The sequence below is a fragment of the Bifidobacterium sp. LH_730 genome, assembly GCF_056355835.1.
In genome coordinates this window covers 52,730-71,509 of sequence record NZ_JBKETB010000013.1, presented here as the reverse complement: position 1 = coordinate 71,509, position 18,780 = coordinate 52,730, and the positions used below count along the sequence as shown (strand labels likewise).

Annotated in this window: 19 protein-coding genes; 9 read left to right on the top strand and 10 right to left on the bottom strand. The window is 60.6% G+C overall.

Going from position 1 to position 18,780, the window contains the following annotated elements:
- The first annotated feature begins 1,266 nt into the window (after nt 1-1,266).
- Nucleotides 1,267-1,686: a glycerophosphodiester phosphodiesterase gene (locus tag AC1AUD_RS12090; protein ID WP_476574626.1), complete on the top strand. Its 420-nt coding sequence runs from the start codon at nt 1,267-1,269 to the stop codon at nt 1,684-1,686.
- 253 nt (nt 1,687-1,939) lie between these two features.
- On the opposite strand, the gene AC1AUD_RS12085 is transcribed toward AC1AUD_RS12090, so the two are convergent.
- The 5 genes from AC1AUD_RS12085 to AC1AUD_RS12065 form a co-directional block, all read right to left on the bottom strand.
- On the bottom strand, nt 1,940-2,254 hold the full coding sequence (locus tag AC1AUD_RS12085) for a hypothetical protein (protein ID WP_476574625.1): 315 nt from the start codon (nt 2,252-2,254) through the stop codon (nt 1,940-1,942).
- Nucleotides 2,255-2,355: 101 nt separating this feature from the next.
- Nucleotides 2,356-2,505 carry a hypothetical protein gene (locus AC1AUD_RS12080; RefSeq protein WP_476574624.1) on the bottom strand — a complete coding sequence of 50 codons (150 nt, stop codon included), beginning with the start codon at nt 2,503-2,505 and terminating at the stop codon, nt 2,356-2,358.
- A gap of 104 nt (nt 2,506-2,609) precedes the next feature.
- On the bottom strand, nt 2,610-3,959 hold the full coding sequence (locus AC1AUD_RS12075; protein ID WP_476574631.1) for an ATP-binding protein: 1,350 nt from the start codon (nt 3,957-3,959) through the stop codon (nt 2,610-2,612).
- Between the two features lie 388 nt (nt 3,960-4,347).
- Nucleotides 4,348-5,694, bottom strand: a complete 1,347-nt coding sequence (xylA, locus tag AC1AUD_RS12070; RefSeq protein ID WP_476574623.1) for a xylose isomerase — start codon at nt 5,692-5,694, stop codon at nt 4,348-4,350.
- Between the two features lie 201 nt (nt 5,695-5,895).
- Nucleotides 5,896-6,822 (bottom strand): EamA family transporter, encoded by a 927-nt coding sequence (locus AC1AUD_RS12065; protein ID WP_476574622.1) that lies wholly within the window; start codon nt 6,820-6,822, stop codon nt 5,896-5,898.
- A 125-nt stretch (nt 6,823-6,947) separates the two neighbouring features.
- Here AC1AUD_RS12065 and AC1AUD_RS12060 point away from each other — a divergent pair, with 125 nt between their 5' ends.
- The gene (locus tag AC1AUD_RS12060) at nt 6,948-8,231 is read left to right on the top strand and encodes an O-acetylhomoserine aminocarboxypropyltransferase/cysteine synthase family protein (RefSeq protein WP_476574621.1); all 1,284 of its coding nucleotides are present in this window, start codon (nt 6,948-6,950) and stop codon (nt 8,229-8,231) included.
- A gap of 133 nt (nt 8,232-8,364) precedes the next feature.
- On the opposite strand, the gene AC1AUD_RS12055 is transcribed toward AC1AUD_RS12060, so the two are convergent.
- The 3 genes from AC1AUD_RS12055 to AC1AUD_RS12045 all read right to left on the bottom strand — a co-directional run bounded on the left by AC1AUD_RS12055 (nt 8,365) and on the right by AC1AUD_RS12045 (nt 10,543).
- Nucleotides 8,365-8,898 (bottom strand): NAD(P)H-dependent oxidoreductase, encoded by a 534-nt coding sequence (locus AC1AUD_RS12055; RefSeq protein WP_476574620.1) that lies wholly within the window; start codon nt 8,896-8,898, stop codon nt 8,365-8,367.
- Between the two features lie 63 nt (nt 8,899-8,961).
- Nucleotides 8,962-9,381: a peptide deformylase gene (locus AC1AUD_RS12050; protein WP_476574619.1), complete on the bottom strand. Its 420-nt coding sequence runs from the start codon at nt 9,379-9,381 to the stop codon at nt 8,962-8,964.
- A gap of 28 nt (nt 9,382-9,409) precedes the next feature.
- Nucleotides 9,410-10,543 carry an alpha/beta hydrolase gene (locus AC1AUD_RS12045; protein WP_476574618.1) on the bottom strand — a complete coding sequence of 378 codons (1,134 nt, stop codon included), beginning with the start codon at nt 10,541-10,543 and terminating at the stop codon, nt 9,410-9,412.
- A 113-nt stretch (nt 10,544-10,656) separates the two neighbouring features.
- Between AC1AUD_RS12045 and AC1AUD_RS12040 the strand changes: the two genes are divergently transcribed.
- From AC1AUD_RS12040 to AC1AUD_RS12025, 4 genes are all read left to right on the top strand, one after another.
- A complete protein-coding gene (locus AC1AUD_RS12040) occupies nt 10,657-11,238 on the top strand; it encodes an adenylate kinase (RefSeq protein WP_476574617.1) in 582 nt (193 codons plus the stop codon).
- Nucleotides 11,239-11,376: 138 nt separating this feature from the next.
- Nucleotides 11,377-12,429 (top strand): inorganic phosphate transporter, encoded by a 1,053-nt coding sequence (locus AC1AUD_RS12035; RefSeq protein ID WP_476574630.1) that lies wholly within the window; start codon nt 11,377-11,379, stop codon nt 12,427-12,429.
- Between the two features lie 51 nt (nt 12,430-12,480).
- Nucleotides 12,481-13,122, top strand: coding sequence for a DUF47 domain-containing protein (locus tag AC1AUD_RS12030; protein ID WP_476574616.1), 642 nt, complete (start codon nt 12,481-12,483; stop codon nt 13,120-13,122).
- Nucleotides 13,123-13,433: 311 nt separating this feature from the next.
- Nucleotides 13,434-14,693 (top strand): ATP-binding protein, encoded by a 1,260-nt coding sequence (locus tag AC1AUD_RS12025; RefSeq protein ID WP_476574615.1) that lies wholly within the window; start codon nt 13,434-13,436, stop codon nt 14,691-14,693.
- A 25-nt stretch (nt 14,694-14,718) separates the two neighbouring features.
- On the opposite strand, the gene AC1AUD_RS12020 is transcribed toward AC1AUD_RS12025, so the two are convergent.
- Entirely contained in the window at nt 14,719-16,047 is a 1,329-nt protein-coding gene (locus AC1AUD_RS12020) for an MFS transporter (RefSeq protein WP_476574614.1), read from the bottom strand.
- A 338-nt stretch (nt 16,048-16,385) separates the two neighbouring features.
- On the opposite strand from AC1AUD_RS12020, the gene AC1AUD_RS12015 reads away from it, so the two are divergent.
- Genes AC1AUD_RS12015 through AC1AUD_RS12005 form a run of 3 tightly spaced genes read left to right on the top strand, consistent with a single transcriptional unit; the run spans nt 16,386 to nt 17,797 of the window.
- A complete protein-coding gene (locus AC1AUD_RS12015) occupies nt 16,386-17,195 on the top strand; it encodes a YdcF family protein (RefSeq protein ID WP_476574613.1) in 810 nt (269 codons plus the stop codon).
- Between the two features lie 50 nt (nt 17,196-17,245).
- The gene (locus AC1AUD_RS12010) at nt 17,246-17,437 is read left to right on the top strand and encodes a hypothetical protein (RefSeq protein ID WP_476574612.1); all 192 of its coding nucleotides are present in this window, start codon (nt 17,246-17,248) and stop codon (nt 17,435-17,437) included.
- A gap of 24 nt (nt 17,438-17,461) precedes the next feature.
- Nucleotides 17,462-17,797, top strand: coding sequence for a DUF2442 domain-containing protein (locus AC1AUD_RS12005; RefSeq protein ID WP_476574611.1), 336 nt, complete (start codon nt 17,462-17,464; stop codon nt 17,795-17,797).
- 115 nt (nt 17,798-17,912) lie between these two features.
- On the opposite strand, the gene AC1AUD_RS12000 is transcribed toward AC1AUD_RS12005, so the two are convergent.
- A complete protein-coding gene (locus AC1AUD_RS12000) occupies nt 17,913-18,689 on the bottom strand; it encodes a class I SAM-dependent methyltransferase (protein WP_476574610.1) in 777 nt (258 codons plus the stop codon).
- Nucleotides 18,690-18,780: the final 91 nt, after the last annotated feature.

The window sequence follows — 18,780 nt, the reverse complement described above, 5'->3', positions numbered from 1 at the left end:
TTACCCACCCAAAGGCGGGCGGCCAGTGAACTGGCAATCATTGACTATAAAGAAGTAGTACAAACACACTCTTGAGTTCTCAAACCACCACCACTCACCCAACTCACCAGCTCTCCGGAGGAGAACCGCTTGCTGAGCGGCAGCAAGGGATTAACTTACACGCAACTCGGAATTCACGCAAACCGAGAGCGCTCACAATTGCGAAAACCGTTGAAACAACAAGCTTCGCTCGGCGTGTCGAAAATACCTCTTCGCACGTCCCAAACTCCAGATTACCGCCTCTCAACCGCGAAAAATGGATTAGATTTCTTCCCACACCGGCGTGTCGTGGCGTTACGCGGCAATCGAAGCTCCGCAATCATTGCCTCCACGGTGACGTTATCTCCACGGTGATGTAAACCCCACTGTGCGGCAATTCGCAAAATGGCGGAATATAGCCGAAATGACGTTTACCGCACCGTGGAGTTTGTGTCATCGTGGAGAAAACAGCAGCGTGGGCGCGGAAAACGATGAGCACGGATTACAAGGCACTCGCCCGTCGGTTTGCGACGCCGACGCACACCACCCGAAATGGATCATGCCGCATAGAGTCAACGAAAAGGACGCGGCCATGGGCAAGGCATACAGACGCCACGACTGAGGAAACGAAGGCTGCAACCGCCCGCAACCACATTGACAACGGACTGGCCAAGTCCGAGGTTATACGGATACGGAATCTCGAGCATCATGCCGCTATTGCCGCCCGTATTTACCGGAATCGCCACCAGAAGATGAAGTCATCATTAACCGTCACGAAGACGGGTACAAGTGTGCCGCATCGGTCAACTTACCGAGGCATCGCCGTTAACCGTGGACTCGTCAGCTTTGGCATAAGTCGAATTCATCAATCGCATTCCAGGCGATTGCGGCATCTGCGACCGAAGCGTCGTTGCATGTATATGTCGCATAAGGCACGACACGCCCGGAGAAGAGAACATCGATGTTCAATTTTCCCCAGCCTCAAACACAATAGATGTTTGTTCTAACAAAGAAATGAACATGCTTACGAACATCGGAACAAATCGAACCAATCTGATTACAGCCGCGTTAACAAAGCTGGAACTGCCGTATTTTCGTCATTCCAGTAGGCAAGACAGTGCTAAGGTATCCATCAAACATCACGCAGATGTCCGAGAAAACAGGAAGTAATACAGAGAAAACGAACATAATCAACCCTCTATAAAGAACATAAATATTGTTCGTTTCAATTGATTGGAAAGGATCGATATGGCTGACAACAAGACCATCACCGTCAATCTCGAAATGTTCGGCAAGGACGCCGCCGCCAAGACCGCCGCCGCCAACACGGTGGCCAAGGGGTTCGGCATCAGCGACGCGGAGCTCGCCAAGGTCGAGGACTTCAAGGCGGAACTGACCCGCCACAACGCCTGGGACCTGCCGTTCATGGGCTACGTGAACGAGGATGGCTACGGCTACGCCTATGTGCCGGACGCCGCGATCTGCATGAACCCCTACTGGGACGCGCATGCGGCGTTCATGGCGCTGCCCGAGGACGTGCAGACCGCGTTCGCGATCCGCATGCTCTTCACGCACCGCCCGGTCGACCGCTACGGCGCCGACATGTTCCTGCACTATCACCGCGGCTTCACCGTCAACTGGGAGGGCGAGGGCGCGAACCGCTACTGAGCCGCGCCATATATAGCCGCATAACGATGGGGCCACGCAACGGCGCGTGGCCCCTCATATCGTTTACTTGTTGGCGAACAACCCTGCCATATGTCAAGATTCCAGTATTTGCAGGGCCTTTCGCTTGAACATGGCAACGGCGAATCACGTTTTACAACACAAATTTACCGCTGGGTTGCCACTTTTCCAACGTGAATCAGGGTGTCTGCTGCCACTTTCCAATTTTTCAAGCAAGCGTCAGACGTCGTCCCACTCATCGACGGCGCTTGGTCTCCTTGGGCTGGAAGAACATCCAGCGGCCCACGACCCAACGATGCAGCGGCGGAATCTTGCCGATCGCATAGCCGAGCACCACGCCGATGAGCATCGCCCACGATTCGGCGTCCAGACCAGTGACCATCAGCATGATGAACACGACGGCGATGAGGAAGCCGACCATCTGCGAAACCTTCGTCTGCGTTTCCGTCATCATGTCGGACTTCATCGGCAGGAATCCGAGCACAAGCCCGCCCACCAGACACGCGACGCCCAGAACCGCGCAGAACACCACCTCAACGAACAACGGCATCGGAATCTCCCTTCGTTCCACAATCGGACCGTCTCTCGTCGTCATCCTCCTCATGCCCGGCGGAGGACGACGGCCTCCACCACATCATAAGGTCGTTGGCGCTACGCCACGGACGACGGATCAGCAGGCGCGATCGAAGTATCTCGGGGTGCGATGCGCAGGGCATAGGAAAGCACAAGCAGTCCCTCAGCCACCAGCATGACGGACAGCGCGGCTGTGTTCATAGCGGCGTCGCTCGAAATGGACGCCAACACACTCCCCTTCACAGGCTTATCTCAAGCATCTGGAACCAGACGCCCCACCTCTCGGATTCCGGTCCTTGTAAGCCGCTAAAAACTAGAGACGGAAGGAACTCTCATTCAGAGCCCAGGGCGCGGCGCCCTCCTTCGAACAATCCGGTCATATATACGGGCAGATACCGCACAGGCCCCTGCGAGGAAACGTTCGCTTCGCTGAGCACAATCGCACGCTCAATGCCATAGTTCGGGGTCGCCAAGGCGTTGTTCAATGCGCTATGCCGCTTGTATGATTTGCCGGACTTGACTTCAATCGGCACCACACGCCCCTCCTGTTCGATAAGAAAATCAAGTTCACCGATGTTCCTGTTCTTAAAGAAGAACAACCTATGCCCATGTGCGGCTAGCTCTTGGGCCACTGCATTCTCATAGATGGCTCCGTAGTTGATATCGGCGCGATCCACCATCAACGAGCGGACGACATCCAACCCACACTCATACGTCAGCAGTCCTACATCCGCCATGAACAGTTTGAACTTGGTCGAGTTCATCGCCAACATCAATGGATACCGTGGTTCATCCACGTTGTATACGGGCAAGGCCACATTCGCATCGGACAACCACAGGAAATCGTTGTCATAGCGGTTCATCCGAGATTGCCCCTCGATGTCCTTGATGACGAAGCGTTTGTTCTGGTCGTTCAATTCGCTGGGGATAAGGTCGAAAATACGCTTCACCGTGCGGGCACGCTCGCCGGCATATTTTGAGATATCCTCCCTGTACATCCGCGCGATACCGCCCTGGAGAGCGCGCGTACGCTGAATGTCATTGGTATCGAAATATGTCTGCACCACATCCGGCATGCCGCCGCAGATCAAATATTGGTGAAACAGCTGCAACAGTCGACGGTGCACATAATCGTCCACCGCCTCCCCCTGTGAATACGCGCGTCGCACTGCATCCCAGACCTCGCCGCCGACGCCAGCCGCCCATGTGAATTCCTCGAAATCAAGCGGATGCATGGTCATCGTCATGAGATATCCGACGGGCAGCGAGCGGACATTCTTCATCTCGACGCCAAGCATGGAGCCCGACAACACATAGTCATAATCCTGCCGTTCGCACAGGAATTTAATCATGGTGATGACATTCGGGCAGGCCTGCACCTCATCCAGGAAGATCAAGGTCTCGCCGGGAATCAATGGCTGACGGGCGAAGGCGCTGATGCGCAGAAACAGTTCGGCAGTATTGCCCGCCGTCGCCAACGCATCGCGGGCCTCAACATCCTCCAACAGATTCAATTCGACGACATGCCTGTAGTGAGCGCCGCCGAACTGCCGAATCAGAAAAGTCTTGCCCACTTGTCGCGCACCGTCAACCAGCAAAGCCTGCTTGGTTTTGTATCGCTTCCAAGACTCCATCTGACTATACGCCTTGCGCCGCAACACTTTCATCACCTTGTCCCACATCACCGATTGCAATATGCAAACCAATATAAGCCCTAAAATACGCAGTTTGCAAACCCAAAAACATGTCTGAAACAACAGTTTGCAAACCAAAGGACATGCACAAAACGACAATTTGCAAACTTCCGTGCAGAGCTTACCGCCTCAAGCGGCAAACGACAACACCGGCCATGCGACAGCGGAGCTTATTGACAGCAAAGCAACATCACATCGCTTGCCACTCCATCGACCTGAATACACAGATGCGGCCCCATAGATCAGGCAGAAGAAGACATAAAAAGAAAGATTAAACGCCACAATACAGGCGAACCGCCTGCGGCACAAGGCCTTGGGCGGTTCGCCTGCTGGAAGGAGGAGGAAAGGAGGAAGGAATCCTTCAGTCGGTCAGCGCTCAGGCAGCGGCCAGGGCGTCGACAATGTAGTTGTTGATCGTGGCCTTGACGGACTCGAGGTGATCGGACTTGGTTGCCTCGATGAGCTTGGCCTGCGGGATGTCGAGGGAGTATTCCTCGAGCTCCGCGAGCGAAGTCGCCTTGTCGTCGATCTTCTTGCCGATGCCCTCGTTGTAGGAGGCATAACGCTCGGCCTGCAGGTCCTCGATGAAGTGGTCCTGGTGCATCTTATCGGCCACGAGCAGGCCGGCGGCGAAGGAGTCCATGCCCGCGATGTGCGAGCGGAACAGATCCTCGGCATAGAAGGAGGTGCGGCGCGGCTTGGCGTCGAAGTTCAGGCCGCCCTTCGGGCCGATGGAGCCCTCGTCGAGCACCTCCCACATCACGGTGGAGGTCTCATAGAGGTCGGTCGGGAACTCGTCCATGTCCCAGCCGATGAGCTTGTCGCCCTGGTTGGCGTCGAGCGAGCCGAGGTAGCCGGCCTCGCGGGCGGTGCGGATCTCATGCTGGTAGCTGTGGCCGGCGAGGTTGGCGTGGTTGCCCTCGAGGTTGAGCTTCATGAAGTCGATGTCATAGGTCTTGAGGAAGGCGATGGCGGTGGCGGCGTCGAAGTCGTACTGGTGCATCGTGGGTTCCTTGGCCTTCGGCTCGATGAGGAACTGCGCATCCAGGCCGATCTCCTGGGCATACTCATGGCACATGTGGAAGAAGTTGGCCATATGCTCCTGCTCGCGCTTCATCTGCGTGTTCCACAGGTTCTCATAGCCTTCGCGGCCGCCCCAGAACACGTAGTTCTCGGCGCCGAGGCGCTTGGCGATCTCCAGCGAATGCTTGAGCTGGCCGCCGGCATAGGCGTAGATGTCGGCGAACGGCGAGGTGGAGGCGCCGGAGACGAAGCGCGGGTTGGTGAACAGGGAGGAGGTGTTCCACAGCAGCTTGACGCCGGTGGACTTCATGTTCTCCTCGATCTTGTCCACGACCTTGTCGAGGTTGGCGTTGGTCTCGCGCAGGGTGTCGCCCTCGGGCGCGATGTCGCGGTCATGGAAGCAGAAGAACTCGGCGCCGAGCTTGGTGAAGAACTCGAAGGCGTAGTCGACCTTGGCCAGGGCCTCGTCCATCGGGTTGGAGTACTTGCCATACCACGGGCGCTGCGCGGTGCCGGTGCCGAAGGGATCGACCAGCTCCTGGTCGAAGGTGTGCCACCAGGCGACGCCAAAGCGCAGCCAGTCCTTCATCTTCTTGCCGGCGACGACCTTGTCGGCGTCGTAGTAATGGAAGGCCAGGCCCTCCTTCGGTCCCTTGTCGCGGCCGACGTACTCAATCTTGTCGATGTCCCACAGACCCATGGGTTGCTCCTTTGCTTGCGCGGTTCGTTACTGCTCCCGACGAGGCGTTGCGCCCCGTTCGTTGCCTTAATAATAAAATGGATTGATTTAATATGTCAAATCATCTAACTATCCGCGTGTCGCAATGCCGCACACCCGGGGAAAACGCTACGAAATACTACGGAAACGCCGTGTTCAGCCAGCCGAGCCCAAGCAACCGACTCAGCGTGCGGCGCGCGGCACCGCACGCGCCTGCCGCGCCAGATCCAGCGAATACAGCACCAGCGCCGCCCAGATCACGCCGAAGGAGACGAACCGGTGCGCCGGCACCTGCTCCCCCAGCACCCAGATCCCCAGGAACAGCTGGATCGTCGGGGTGATGAACTGGCTGAAGCTGACCATGAGGAAGGTCGCGTGCTTGACCGCATAGGAGGTGAGCACCAGCGGGATCGCCGTGACCACGCCGCAGCCGGCCAGCAGCGCCCACACCCACCACGGCTCTCCCACGGGCACGCCCATGCGCGGCTGCACGGCGAGCGCCACCAGCGCGAAGGGCGCGAGCACACCCGTCTCGAAGGTCAGGGACTCGAAGGCATCGAGCGGCACGAAGCGTTTGATCAGGCAGTAGCCCGAATAACTGAGCACCATGATGAACGCGATCGTCGGGAACGTCCCCGTGTCGATCACATAGAGCACGCATCCCAGCAACGCGACCGCCATCGCGGCCGCGCCAAGCCGACTGACGCGTTCGCGCAACAACACCAGCGCGAAGAACATGCTGATCAGCGGCAGCAGGAAGCCTCCGGCGGAGGCCTCGGAGGTGCGCCCGAGCGACACCAGGTAGATATAGGCCACCCAATCGATGGTGACGAGCACGGCGGCGGCCACCGACATCCAGAAGACGCGCGGCGTGCGCCACATCGCGCGCACATGCGCAACGAACGGACGCCAACGGCGGGTGACGAGCATGAACAGCGCCATCACGACGGCGGCGGTCAGGATGCGGTAGAGCATCACATTCATCGACGACACGGAGGCCAGCGCCGCCCAATACAACGGAAACATGCCATACACCACGGCGGACACCAAGGTCGCCGCCACACCACGCGGGGTCTGTCGGATTCCGTCCGCTTCGTTCTCACTGCTCATCAGACGATGATATCGCGGATATTCCGCCGCCCGGACGACACCCGCGTGCCCGACCGTCCGCACGGGTACAGTGGGCTTGTCCGCAAACCCAAGGGTCGTATACAAACGCAACGAAGGAGCAGCGCATGAGCGAACGGATCGACACCACCTGCGTGCAGGGCGGCTACCAGCCGGGCAACGGGGAGTCCCGAACCCCTCCGATCATCCAGGCCACCACATTCAAATACACGTCGAGCGAGCAGATGAGCCGCCTGTTCGACCTGACGGAATCCGGCTATTTCTATACGCGCCTGCAAAACCCGACGAACGACACCATCGCCGCGAAGATCTGCGAGCTCGAGGGCGGCGCGGCCGCGATGCTCACCAGCTCGGGCCAAGCGGCGAACTTCTTCGCGCTGTTCAACATCTGCAATGCGGGCGACCATATCGTCGCTTCCTCCGCGATCTACGGCGGCACCTTCAACCTCATCAATGTGACGATGGCCAAGATGGGCATCGAGGCGACCTTCGTCTCCCCCGACTGCACCGAGGAGGAGCTCGAGGCCGCGTTCCGCCCGAACACCAAGGCCGTGTTCGGCGAGTCGATCGCCAACCCGGCGCTGATTGTGCTCGACTTCGAGAAGTTCGCCAAGGCCGCGCATCGCCACAGCGTGCCGTTCATCGTCGACAACACCTTCCCCACGCCGATCAACTGTCGTCCGTTCGAATTCGGCGTCGACATCGTCACGCATGCGACCACCAAGTACATGGACGGCCACGGCTCGTGCGTGGGCGGCGCGATCGTCGACTCGGGCAACTTCGATTGGATGGCGCATGCCGACAAGTTCCCGGGGCTGACCACGCCGGACGACTCCTATCACGGCGTGACCTACGCGAAGGACTTCGGCCCCGCCGCCTACATCACCAAGGTCACCGCGCAGCTCATGCGCGACTTCGGCTCCACGCCGGCACCGATCAATTCGTGGATCATGGGCATGCATCTGGAGTCCCTGGCGCTGCGCATGGCCCGCCATTGCGAGAACGGTCAGAAGGTGGCGGAGTTCCTCGCCTCCGATCCGCGCATCTCGTGGGTCAACTATCCGGGACTGCCCAGCGACAAGTATCATGCGCTGGCCGAAAAGTACATGCCGAACGGCACCTGCGGCGTGATCTCCTTCGGCGTGCCGGGCGGCCGCGAGAAGGTCGCCTCGTTCCTCGACCACCTCAAGATGGTCTCGATCGCCACGCATGTGGCCGATGCGCGCAGCTGCACGCTCTACCCGGCCGGCACCACGCACCGCCAGCTCACGGAGGAGCAGCTTGAGGAGGCCGGCGTCGGCATCGACCTCGTGCGCCTGAGCTGCGGCCTGGAGAATGCGGCCGACATCATCGCCGATCTCAAGCAGGCGCTTGACGCGGCCGGCGTGTGAGATTCGCCGAATAGAGTTACGGCCATAGCGGCCATAAAAAGCCATATGCGAGCGGCCGGACGGATCGTCGTGATCCGCCCGGCCGCTCGTCCATATCAGCTATATTCCCGCGCACCGCACCGCGGTCCAGCCGTCAGCCGGCGAGATAGTCGCGGTACTCACGCGCCGCGGCCTCGATCATCGCGGTCGTGACATTCTCGTCGACGCCATACACGGCGAAATGCCGCCCCCAACGCGCGCCGACATATTCGGCGGTGGCGCGGTAGGGCGTGAGCACATCCTCCATCGTGCACTTATGCGGCCCGTCGAGCTCGTATTCGTCATGGCCGCCGCCGGCCGTCACGGCCACGGCGATCTCCTTGCCGCGCAGGGCCTCGCCGCCCGGACCATAGGCCCAGCCGAAGGCGAGCACCTCGTCGAGCCACGACTTGAGCAGCGGCGGGGCGGAATACCACCACACCGGGAATTGCAGCACGATGCGGTCGGCATTCTCCAGCAGTTCCTGCTCGGCGGACACATCGACGCGGCCGTCGGAATAGGCCGCGTATTCATCGCGCACGATGATATCCGCGCCTTCGGCGGCGGCCTGTTGCGTCGCCTCCGCCAGCGCGCGGTTCGCCTTCGAGGCGGTCAGATTCGGGTGGAAGACCAGCACTGCCGTGGTCATATCAGCTCCTTTGTTCGTATGTGTTCATATGTGTTCATATGCGTTCATATGGTTCGTTTGATTTCAGATTACGACGCCCTCGCAGTGATCGACCTCGTGCTGGATGATCTGCGCGGTCCATCCGGTGAAGGTGGCGTGGTGCTCCCGGAGACGCCGGTCCTGATAGCGCACCTCGATGCGACGGGCGCGGCGCGTGCGGCGCTCGCCCTCAAGCGACAGGCAGCCTTCGGTCGTCTCGTATTCGCCGTCGGCGGCGGTGATCACGGGATTGAGCATCACCGTGATCCTGCCGCCCAGATCGTCGTCGACGAAGGCGATGATGCGTTTGCTCACGCCGATCATGTTCGCGGCCATACCCACGCAACGCGCGCGGTTCGCCTCGAGCGTGTCGACCAGATCGACCACCGTCTCCTCGTCGCCGGGGCCGGCGGACGCGCCGGGGCGCATGAGGAAGGACCGGGTGGTCATGATGGGACGCTGCATATGATGTCTCTTTCCTTTTCGTGCTCTCTCATGCCGCGCGCAGACGCGCGTAGGTGAAGCGGCGGATGTCGGCGAGCACACGCTGGCTTTCCTCCAGCCACGTCATGGCCACTGGGAACACATGCCCCAGTGTCTGCCCGGGCTCGGTCTTCCAGTCATGCACCTCGAAATCGGCGCCCTTGCGCGCGAGCGCGGCGGCGAGCGCCAGCGTCTCGTGCTGGATGAAGTCGTCGCTGCTGGTGTTGAGGAACAGCGGCGGCAGCGGCACATGCGCCGTGATGCCCTCGGGCGTGAGGAAAGCGGGATCGGCGGCTTCGAGCCCGGCGAAGAAGCGGTCGCCGAGCGACTCCCCCAAACGCAGACGGGAGTTGAAGTAGTCCTCCGGATTGAGCGAGTTCCCGGCGGCACCGGCGGCGGATGGCGCACTCAGGTCGAACACGCCGGAAATCAGCGCGCCGCCCTTGAACCCGATGCCGGAGGCCTCTTCGATGCTGAATGCCGCGGCGGCCGCGGGCGAGTTCTCGATGGCGAGCGTGTAAAGCGACAGGGCCGCGCCAGCGGAGTCTCCGGTGATGAAAACGGAGGCCGGATCGACCGGATACTCATCCATATGTGCTTTGATCCACTTGAGCGCGGCCTGGATATCGGCGAGCTGCCCGGTCAGCGGAGCGCCGGGGGCGAGCGTGTAGTTCAACGAGAATACGGCGAAGCCCTCGGCCGCCAGATGCGTGTTGAAGTTGCGGTTCAATTCCTTGGCGCCATAGAGGAACCCGCCGCCGTGGATGTCGATGTAGACGGGAGTGGTCTTGCCGCCGCGCACGAACGCCTCGTGCGGAATATAGAGGTCGAGCCGATGGGAGCGCACATCGCCCGCGTCGGGTTCGCCGTCGGGAAGGTAGGCGATGTCCGAGATGACGTCGATTCCCTCGGGATCATGCCAATATGCGGTGCGCGATAGATCGAACATCGCGCCTTGGTATCGGTTCGCCTTGATGCCCTCCGCCAGCTCGCGGGGGCATCCGGCCGCGACGGCCGCGTCGAAATCGTCGTCGATCGGGGTCCAGCGTTCGAAGGTCGCGATGAGTTCGTCGTCGTATGCGTCTGCTTGATTTTGCTGGTTCTGCTGGGTCTGCGCGCCCGCCTGCGATGTCTGCTCTGCCATGCCTCCCATGGTAGCGGTGCGCGTCGATTGCGCGGCACACCGCCGCAAGCTGCTATAAATGAGTGCAATGCCGCGACATCGACGTCGGGCATGGAACGCAAGGAGGCACGCATATGCGACTGTTGATGATGGGACCGCAGGGAGTCGGCAAGGGCACTCAGGCCAAACTACTGGCAACAAGGCTGGGCATTCCGCATATTTCCACGGGGGATGTGTTCCGGGACAACATCGCGCGCGAGACCCCGCTGGGCGCGCAGATCAAGGACATCATCCACACCGGCGGCCTCGTGCCCGACGAGCTGACCGACCAAGTGGTGGCCGACCGACTCATCGAGCCGGACTGCGCCAACGGATGGATCCTCGACGGATATCCGCGCACCGTCAACCAAGTGAACGCACTGGACGCTCTGATGGAACGCCATGGCCACGCCCTCGACGCGGCGGTGGCCCTGCTGGCCGATCCGGACGTGCTGATCGCACGCATCAACGAGCGCATCGCCCTCGAAGGGCGGGCCGACGACAATCCCGAGGCCATCCGCGCCCGTCTGGCCACATACGAGGCCAAGACGGCGCCGCTGCTCGATCTCTACCGCACACGCGGGCTGCTCGTCGAGGTGCCCAGTCAGGACCGCATCGAGGACACCCAGTCGCTTATCGTCTCCAGCCTCGCCGAGGCCGGACTGACGATGCCCTGACGCACTCGCATAATACGACGGCGTTGGCGCAACGTAACGCGGTTACGGCACGCCAACGCCGACTACGTCGTTTTGGAGGAGACATTCGGGTAGACTCATGGTGTTCGATGGAGAAGGCCGAGGAGTGTGAACGACCCCGTGGACGTATCGATGATGCATTTCATCCAGCAGGTGCTGTCCAATCCCGCATTGCTGGTGACCACTTTGCTGACGCTCGGCGTGATCTTCGTCAACGGCTGGACCGACGCACCCAACGCCATCGCCACCTGCGTGACGACCCGATGCATGCGGGTGCGCTCCGCCATCATCATGGCGGCCGTGTTCAATTTTCTCGGCGTGTTCATCATGACGCAGATCAACGCCTCGGTCGCCTCCACGATCTCCAATATGGTCGATTTCGGCGGCGACAGCCAGGCGGCGCTCGTCGCGCTGTGCGCGGCGCTGTTCTCGATCGTGATCTATAGCGTCGCCGCCGCGCGCTTCGGCATCCCCACCTCGGAAAGCCACAGCCTGATCGCAGGCCTGTCCGGCGCGGCGATCGCCATCCAGGGCGGCATCGCCGGCATCAATATGGGCGAATGGGTCAAGGTGCTCTACGGCCTGGCGGCGAGCCTGCTGTTCGGCTTCGGCATCGGCTGGCTGGTGTGCAAGCTCGTCACACTGGTCTGCGCCGGACTCGACCGCCGGCGCACCAACGGATTCTTCCGATACGCGCAGATCGCGGGCGCCGCCGCCATGAGTTTCATGCACGGCGCGCAGGACGGGCAGAAGTTCATCGGCGTGCTGTTCCTCGGCATGGCGTTCTGCAACGGCCAGACCAGCGTGTCCGGCGTGCTGATCCCGGTGTGGCTGATGCTGCTGTGCTCCGTGATCATGGGCGTGGGCACCAGCGTGGGCGGCGAGCGCATCATCAAATCGGTCGGGCAGGACATGGTCAAGCTCGAGAAGTTCCAAGGTTTCTCCGCCGATATGTCGAGCGCCTTGTGCCTGCTCATCATGACGCTGCTGGGCATCCCCGTCTCGACGACGCACACCAAGACGAGCGCCATCATGGGCGTGGGCGCGGTCCGCCGCCTGTCCGCGATCAACTTCGGAGTCGTCAAGGACATGATGCTCACCTGGGTGTTCACCTTCCCCGGCTGCGGCCTGATCAGCTTCGTCATGGCCAAGCTGTTCATCATGGTGTTCTGACGACTTCGATATCCAGGATTCAAACGTTTTATCATTGTCATTATCCAGTCAATGAAAGGACCGGTCGCGATGGCGAAGATCAAGGACTCCTTCTATTTCGATTCCTTCAATGAAAGCGCGCAGTACGCGACGAGGGCCGCCACGATGCTCGACGAGCTGATGCATGACTTCCAGCCGGAGGGGCTCGAGGAGCAGATCGGCCGGATGCATGAGATCGAGCAGGCCGCCGACAGCGTGCGCCACGGCTTGGTGGACGCACTGGTCACCGCGTTCATCACGCCCATCGACCGGGAGGACATCACCCTGCTCAGCGGGCGGCTCGACGACATGACCGATGACATCGAGGGCGTGCTGCACCGCATGTATTACGACAACATCCAGGAGATGCGCCCCGAGGCGATCGAACTGGCCGGTCTGCTGCGCAAGTCCTGCAAGTCGGTGGCCAAGCTCGTCGAGCATATGCGGCACTTCAAGAAGGTCAAGAAGCTGCGCAATCTCGTCTTCGAGATCAACCACATCGAGCAGGAGGCCGACGCGCTGTTCGTCAAATCCATGCGCACGCTGCACACCACCGGCGGGGACCCGATGGAGGTCTTCGCTTGGCACGAGGTGTTCGAACAGCTCGAAACCTGCATCGACACCTGCGAGGAAGTCGCCGGCGTCATCGACAACATCGTCATGAAGAACAGCTGAGCAAGAGGCATCCCCACTGTCATTCTGAGCGAGCGCAGCGAGTCGAAGAATCCCTGAACCGCGTTGAGATGCTTCGACTCCGACTGCGCCTCCACTCAGCATGACAGGGGAAATAACCGCACTTCCGCTCAGCATGACAAAGAGGTTGGTCATGCTCTCGCGAATGGAGACCTAGGCCGAAGCACATCTGGACGCATTATATAAAATGTAGTTTGCAAAATATATCAATATACATTAATTTGCAAACTATATTTTGCATCAATACACTTGGAGGATACGTCAACAAACACAATTGACATATAGGAGGTCGCATGGCAAAGGACACATCAGGAGCACAGCTCATCGACAGGCCGACCTATCTCGACCAGCTCAGCCGGCAATGGCACACGCCCGACATCAAGGTGCTGGTCGGCATCCGCCGCTGCGGCAAATCCTCGATACTGGCCATGTTCGCGGATCAACTTGCACGCGACCAAGGCGTCGAACCCCGCAACATATTCTTCAAACGGTTAGACGACTACGGAACGCCGCTGGACTACTCAGTGGCCGACCTCCAGAACGACATCGACAACGCCCTCGAACAAGCCGATCCCGACTCCTGGTTCCACGTGTTCCTTGACGAGATCCAGGATATCGACGGCTGGGAGCACCTCGTGCGCCGCCTGCACACGCGGGCGAAGACCGACGTCTATATCACCGGTTCCAACGCGCGGCTGCTTTCCGGCGAACTGGCGACGCAACTGACCGGCCGATACTTCGAGATACCCGTATATCCGCTGTCGTTCGCCGAATACACCGCCTTCCCCCCGCTGCACGAGCAGCATACCGATGAAACCTCGCGGTTCAACGACTTCCTCCGCTTCGGAGGCATGCCGGGACTATTCGCGTTGGCGGACCGCGGCGAGCAAAGCATCTCCAACGAATTGCGCGGCATCTACCAGTCGATCCTATTCAAGGACGTGGCGCAGCGCTTCGCCATACGCGACCTCCATACGCTGGAAGTCCTCGGCCGTTATCTGTGCGCCACATCGGGAACGCTGTTCTCAGCCCGGAAAATCGCCAACACACTGACCAGCATGGGCACCAAAACCAATGGCCCCAGCGTGGACAGCCTCGCCTCTGCCATCGTCAAATCATATCTGCTGTACGAAGCGGAGCAAACGGGATTGCAAGGCAAGACCCTGTTGCGACCGCAGCGCAAGTTCTACCCCGCGGACACCGGATTGCGCAACCTGATGACCGGATTCTCCGGACGGGACCTAGGAGCACAGCTGGAATGCGCGGTGTTCCGCGAACTGCGCTCCCGCGGATACGACGTCACCATCGGCACCTTCGACGACCTGGAGATCGATTTCGTCGCACGGCGCGGATCGGAGAAAATGTACATCCAAGTCACGCTGAGCATGCTGGAGGAGCAGACGCGGGCGCGCGAGCTGCGTCCGCTCGAAGCGCTCACCGACGCGTTCCCCCGCATCGTCATCACGCTCGACCATTACAGCGCCGGCGTGACAGAAGACGGCATACGCATCGTCAACGCCATCGACTGGCTGCTGGCCCGACGAGGCGACTGAGCCAGCAGCCGGTCGATGATCGTTCTTATTCGGCGCGGTTCTTGGCGATGCCCTGGCTGCGCGCCCAGCGCAGGCCGGCGAGCGCGGCGATCGTCAGCACGGCGATGACGCCGGCGAGCAAGGCCAGGGCCTGTGGCACGCCCCAGAGCTGGAGCGATGCGCCGAGCACGGCGTAGACGCCGAAGCCGTAGAGTGATTCCATCATCGAGAGCGCGGAGAGCACTCGGGCGCGGGTGGCGTTGACCAGATGGTCCTGTGCGATGCTTTCGACGATCGCATACAGCAACTCGGGCATGAACAGCGCGGGCAGGCTCGCCACCAGCAACGCCAATGGGGAGAACACTGCCGCGACCGGCAATGTCGCGAATACGGCTGCCAACGCAATCGACGTCCAGATGAACACGCGCCGACGCCCGAAACGCCGGGCCAGCCGGTTGGCGCAGAGATAGGCGGCGGCATTGATGAGCTGACTGCCGCCCGCGAACAGTCCGATCAGCGGCAAAGCCACACCGACCTGATCCAGAATCATCGACGATGACATCGAATAGCTCATCGCTGTCTGATCCAGCGCCGCGGTCACGGCCAGGAATGCGACGAACAGCCACGCCGGCGCGAAGGTCGTCCAATGGGTCGCGCGCAGGAGCAGGCTGCGACGAGAGGCCGGACATGACGCGGTTGAGGTTGCGGAGAATGTGGCCGCCGAAGTCTTCGAACGCCCGGTCTCAGTCGTTCCCGCCGTGCCTGAAACCGACTCCGACTCCCCCGCCGGCTCGCGCGCCAACGCCAGCATCGCCAATTGCACGATACTGAACGCCGCCATACCGAGATACAGCGCCGCCCATGACCAGCTCGCCAGCAGCGCGCCGAGCACGGCCGAGACTCCCAGCATGATCTGCTGGCCGGCGAGCGCCTTCGAACTAAACGACAGATATCGTTCGCGCCCTTCGCTCCGCTCGACCATCTCGTACAGCAACGAGGTGTCGGATCCAGACAGGAAAGTGTGTGCCATCGCGCACAGCGCCATCGACCCGGCGAAAGCCGCGAAGCCGCCGGAGGCCAACATCGCGAGATGATAGAGGCCGAGCAGCGCGATGCCGCAGCCAATCGAGATCTTGCGCCCGAAACGGTCGGACACCCAGCCGGTCGGCACCTCGAAAACGACCACCGCCAGCTGGAAGATCGCCTCGCAAAGCGCGGCTTGGCGCACATCGAGCCCGCGTTCGGTCATATAGACCAGAAACAGCGTGCGGTCGAGCGCGAAGCCGGTGGAGGCAAGGAACACACAATAGAGCCGCAGGTTGAACGCGGGCGCGGCGCCCCGACGGGTTGAAGAATGCCCAAAATACGAAAGCATGACGTTTCCATTCCAAGATTGTCCGAACGATGACAGCGGAATGGGAGCGGCGTTCCAAGGTTCGTATAACGGCTCAACAGGCTCTCAAAAAGCCTCAATCAGCCGAAAATGGATACACTACTCCCCGGAAAACGCCAAATGCCGCATTTTTGAGCCATGGGAATATTGAGGCCACGCACCCGCGTGCCCCATGCGCAATCGCAATTCCCATATGTCATGTGTCTCACATTAGCGGTCTCCGCGGACCCGACGCCATGCTCTCACGACGAAGGTCATCCGCGGTGAGCGGCAACGCAACGGCATTACACTGGGTGCGATATCCTGAAAGGACCGCCATCATGACCAATGCCGTCGACCGTATTCTTCTCGTCATCTGTCTGGTTCTGGCGCTGGCATGCGTGGCATATGGGTTGGCGGTGCTGGGCACGCATTCCGGGACGAGTTTCTGGCTGGTGTGGATGGCGTTCGCCGCATTGTTTGTCATACTTGGGCTGAGCTTCTGGTTCCATTGGTGGGCGCTGATGCCAAAGATCGCGCGTAATGCGATCATCGCGCTGCTGGCGGTCGGACTGGTGTGCTTCGGCGCGGTCGAGGCTCGCATCATCGCGGCGATGAATGCGACGGCGGAGCCCGGGCTGGATTACGTGATCGTGCTCGGCGCGCAGGTGCGTGAGAGCGGACCGAGCCGCGTGCTGCGCTATCGGTTGGACAAGGCCATCGAATATCTCGAGGCGAATCCGGACGCCACATGCATCGTCTCGGGCGGGCAGGGCGCCAACGAACCGTTCCCCGAATCACAGGGCATGGCGGAGTATCTTGAGGAGCACGGCATCGATGGCAAACGCATCGTTCAAGAAGACAAGTCCACGACCACCGAGGAGAATATCCGCAATAGCGTGAAGCTCATCAACGAAACGGCGCATGACAGCGGCAACGGCTCCAGCACCGGCACCAATGTCAAGAACGTCTCCGTGGGGCTAGTCACCAATAATTTCCATATGTTCCGCGCCCTGCAGATCGCGCATGCAAATGGCCTGCCGCAGGCGCAGGGTCTCCCCGCCGGCTCCCCGCCCGACATGCTGGTCAACAACATGGTCCGCGAGTTCTTCGCCGAGATCAAATTCCTGCTGGGTTCTGCGCTCGGGTGACATCCGCATCATACGTAGTTGTACTGGCACCGCGCAAATGATGGCCCGGCATGAATGGCTACACTGGATATCAGCATGATCTCGACGTTGGGAGGCCCGCCATGCCGGAATTGAGTAGATTCTACGGAATCATCATCAAGCTGGTTGTTGCCTGGCTGGTTCTGCACGAGGACGAAATATACGCGGCATGGAACAACGCGGTGGCGAGCAAGCCTTTCGATCGCGTGGCACCGCTGTCCTGAAACAACGTTGGCGAAAGGACCATCATGTACGAATTGAACGGCATCATGTACGCTGGCGAAACCGTGCCGGAGCTCAAAGTGACCGCCGCCCGGGTGACCAACGATTGGATGATGCTCGTCACCTTCTCCAACGGCGAGACCCGCGTCTTCGACGGAACACGGCTGTGGGACAAACCGGTTTATGAGCCGTTGCACAATCAAGCGATATTCGACGACTTCGCAATCGACCACGGCATCCTCACCTGGGACCAAGGACATATCGACATCGGAACGAACAACCTCTATGACCTGTGCTATCCCTATGACACTATCGATGGCACCGTCCACTCCCCCGCCACACAGCGCGAACTCGTCCATTAAACGTTTCCCCACAGTGACCGAAAGGAACGCCGCGCTTGGCCACTTTGGAGACCAAGCGACCAGCAATGAGACCGTGGTGCGTGGGAGAAATGGACGACGTCAAGGCGTCGTTTCGTTATGCCAGCGACCCAAACGTTGGTTCGGCGCTGGCAGTGGCGACGGCGCGGATACGTCGGTAGTCGGCGACCCATCGGTCAGCCCGGGCATCCCACAATGTCGGCTCGAGATCCGTCTCGACCTCGGCGATCAGCTCGGCTTGTCCTTCGTCGGGCAGGGATTCCAGATCGGCGGCATGGAACTGACGCAGCCACAGGCCGAGTCCCCCGCGCCCGTTGTTCAACGGCGTCGGCCGGTCATATGATCGCACGGCCAGATCACGGAACCCTGCCTGAGCCAGACATGCGCGGAAGGTCTCATCCGTCGGGAAATTGAATCGCTGGAGGCGTGCGAGGCCACGTCGCGACAGCGCGGCGTCCACCGCGGCCTCGATACGCGCGATGTTGCCGCAAGCCCCGAATTCACACACCAGCAGTCCTCCGGGGCGCAGGGCGCGGTGGATGCCGCGCAGCAACGCATGATGATCGGCGATCCAGCGGAACACCGCGTTGGAGAACACCACATCGAACTCATGCTCGAATGTCAGCGCACAGGCGTCGCCGATCCGGAAGTCGATGCCGGGATGCAGCCGGCGGGCCTCCTCAATCATCGCCGGAGAAGAGTCAAGACCAATCACATGCTCCACCGCCCCCGCCAACTCGGCGGTCAGGGTGCCAGTGCCGCAACCCAAGTCCAGAAGCGTTCGCGTTCCCAACGGAACCAACTGTTCCAACAACCGCCCATAGTCACTGACGAACCCGTGGACGGCGTCATATGCCTTCGCATCCCATCGCATGCGCACGATGCTAGGGGGCCGGCGAGCGCACGATATCAAATATTTCAAATATTGAACATATGCTCACTATATGGATATCTACGCGCAGCCG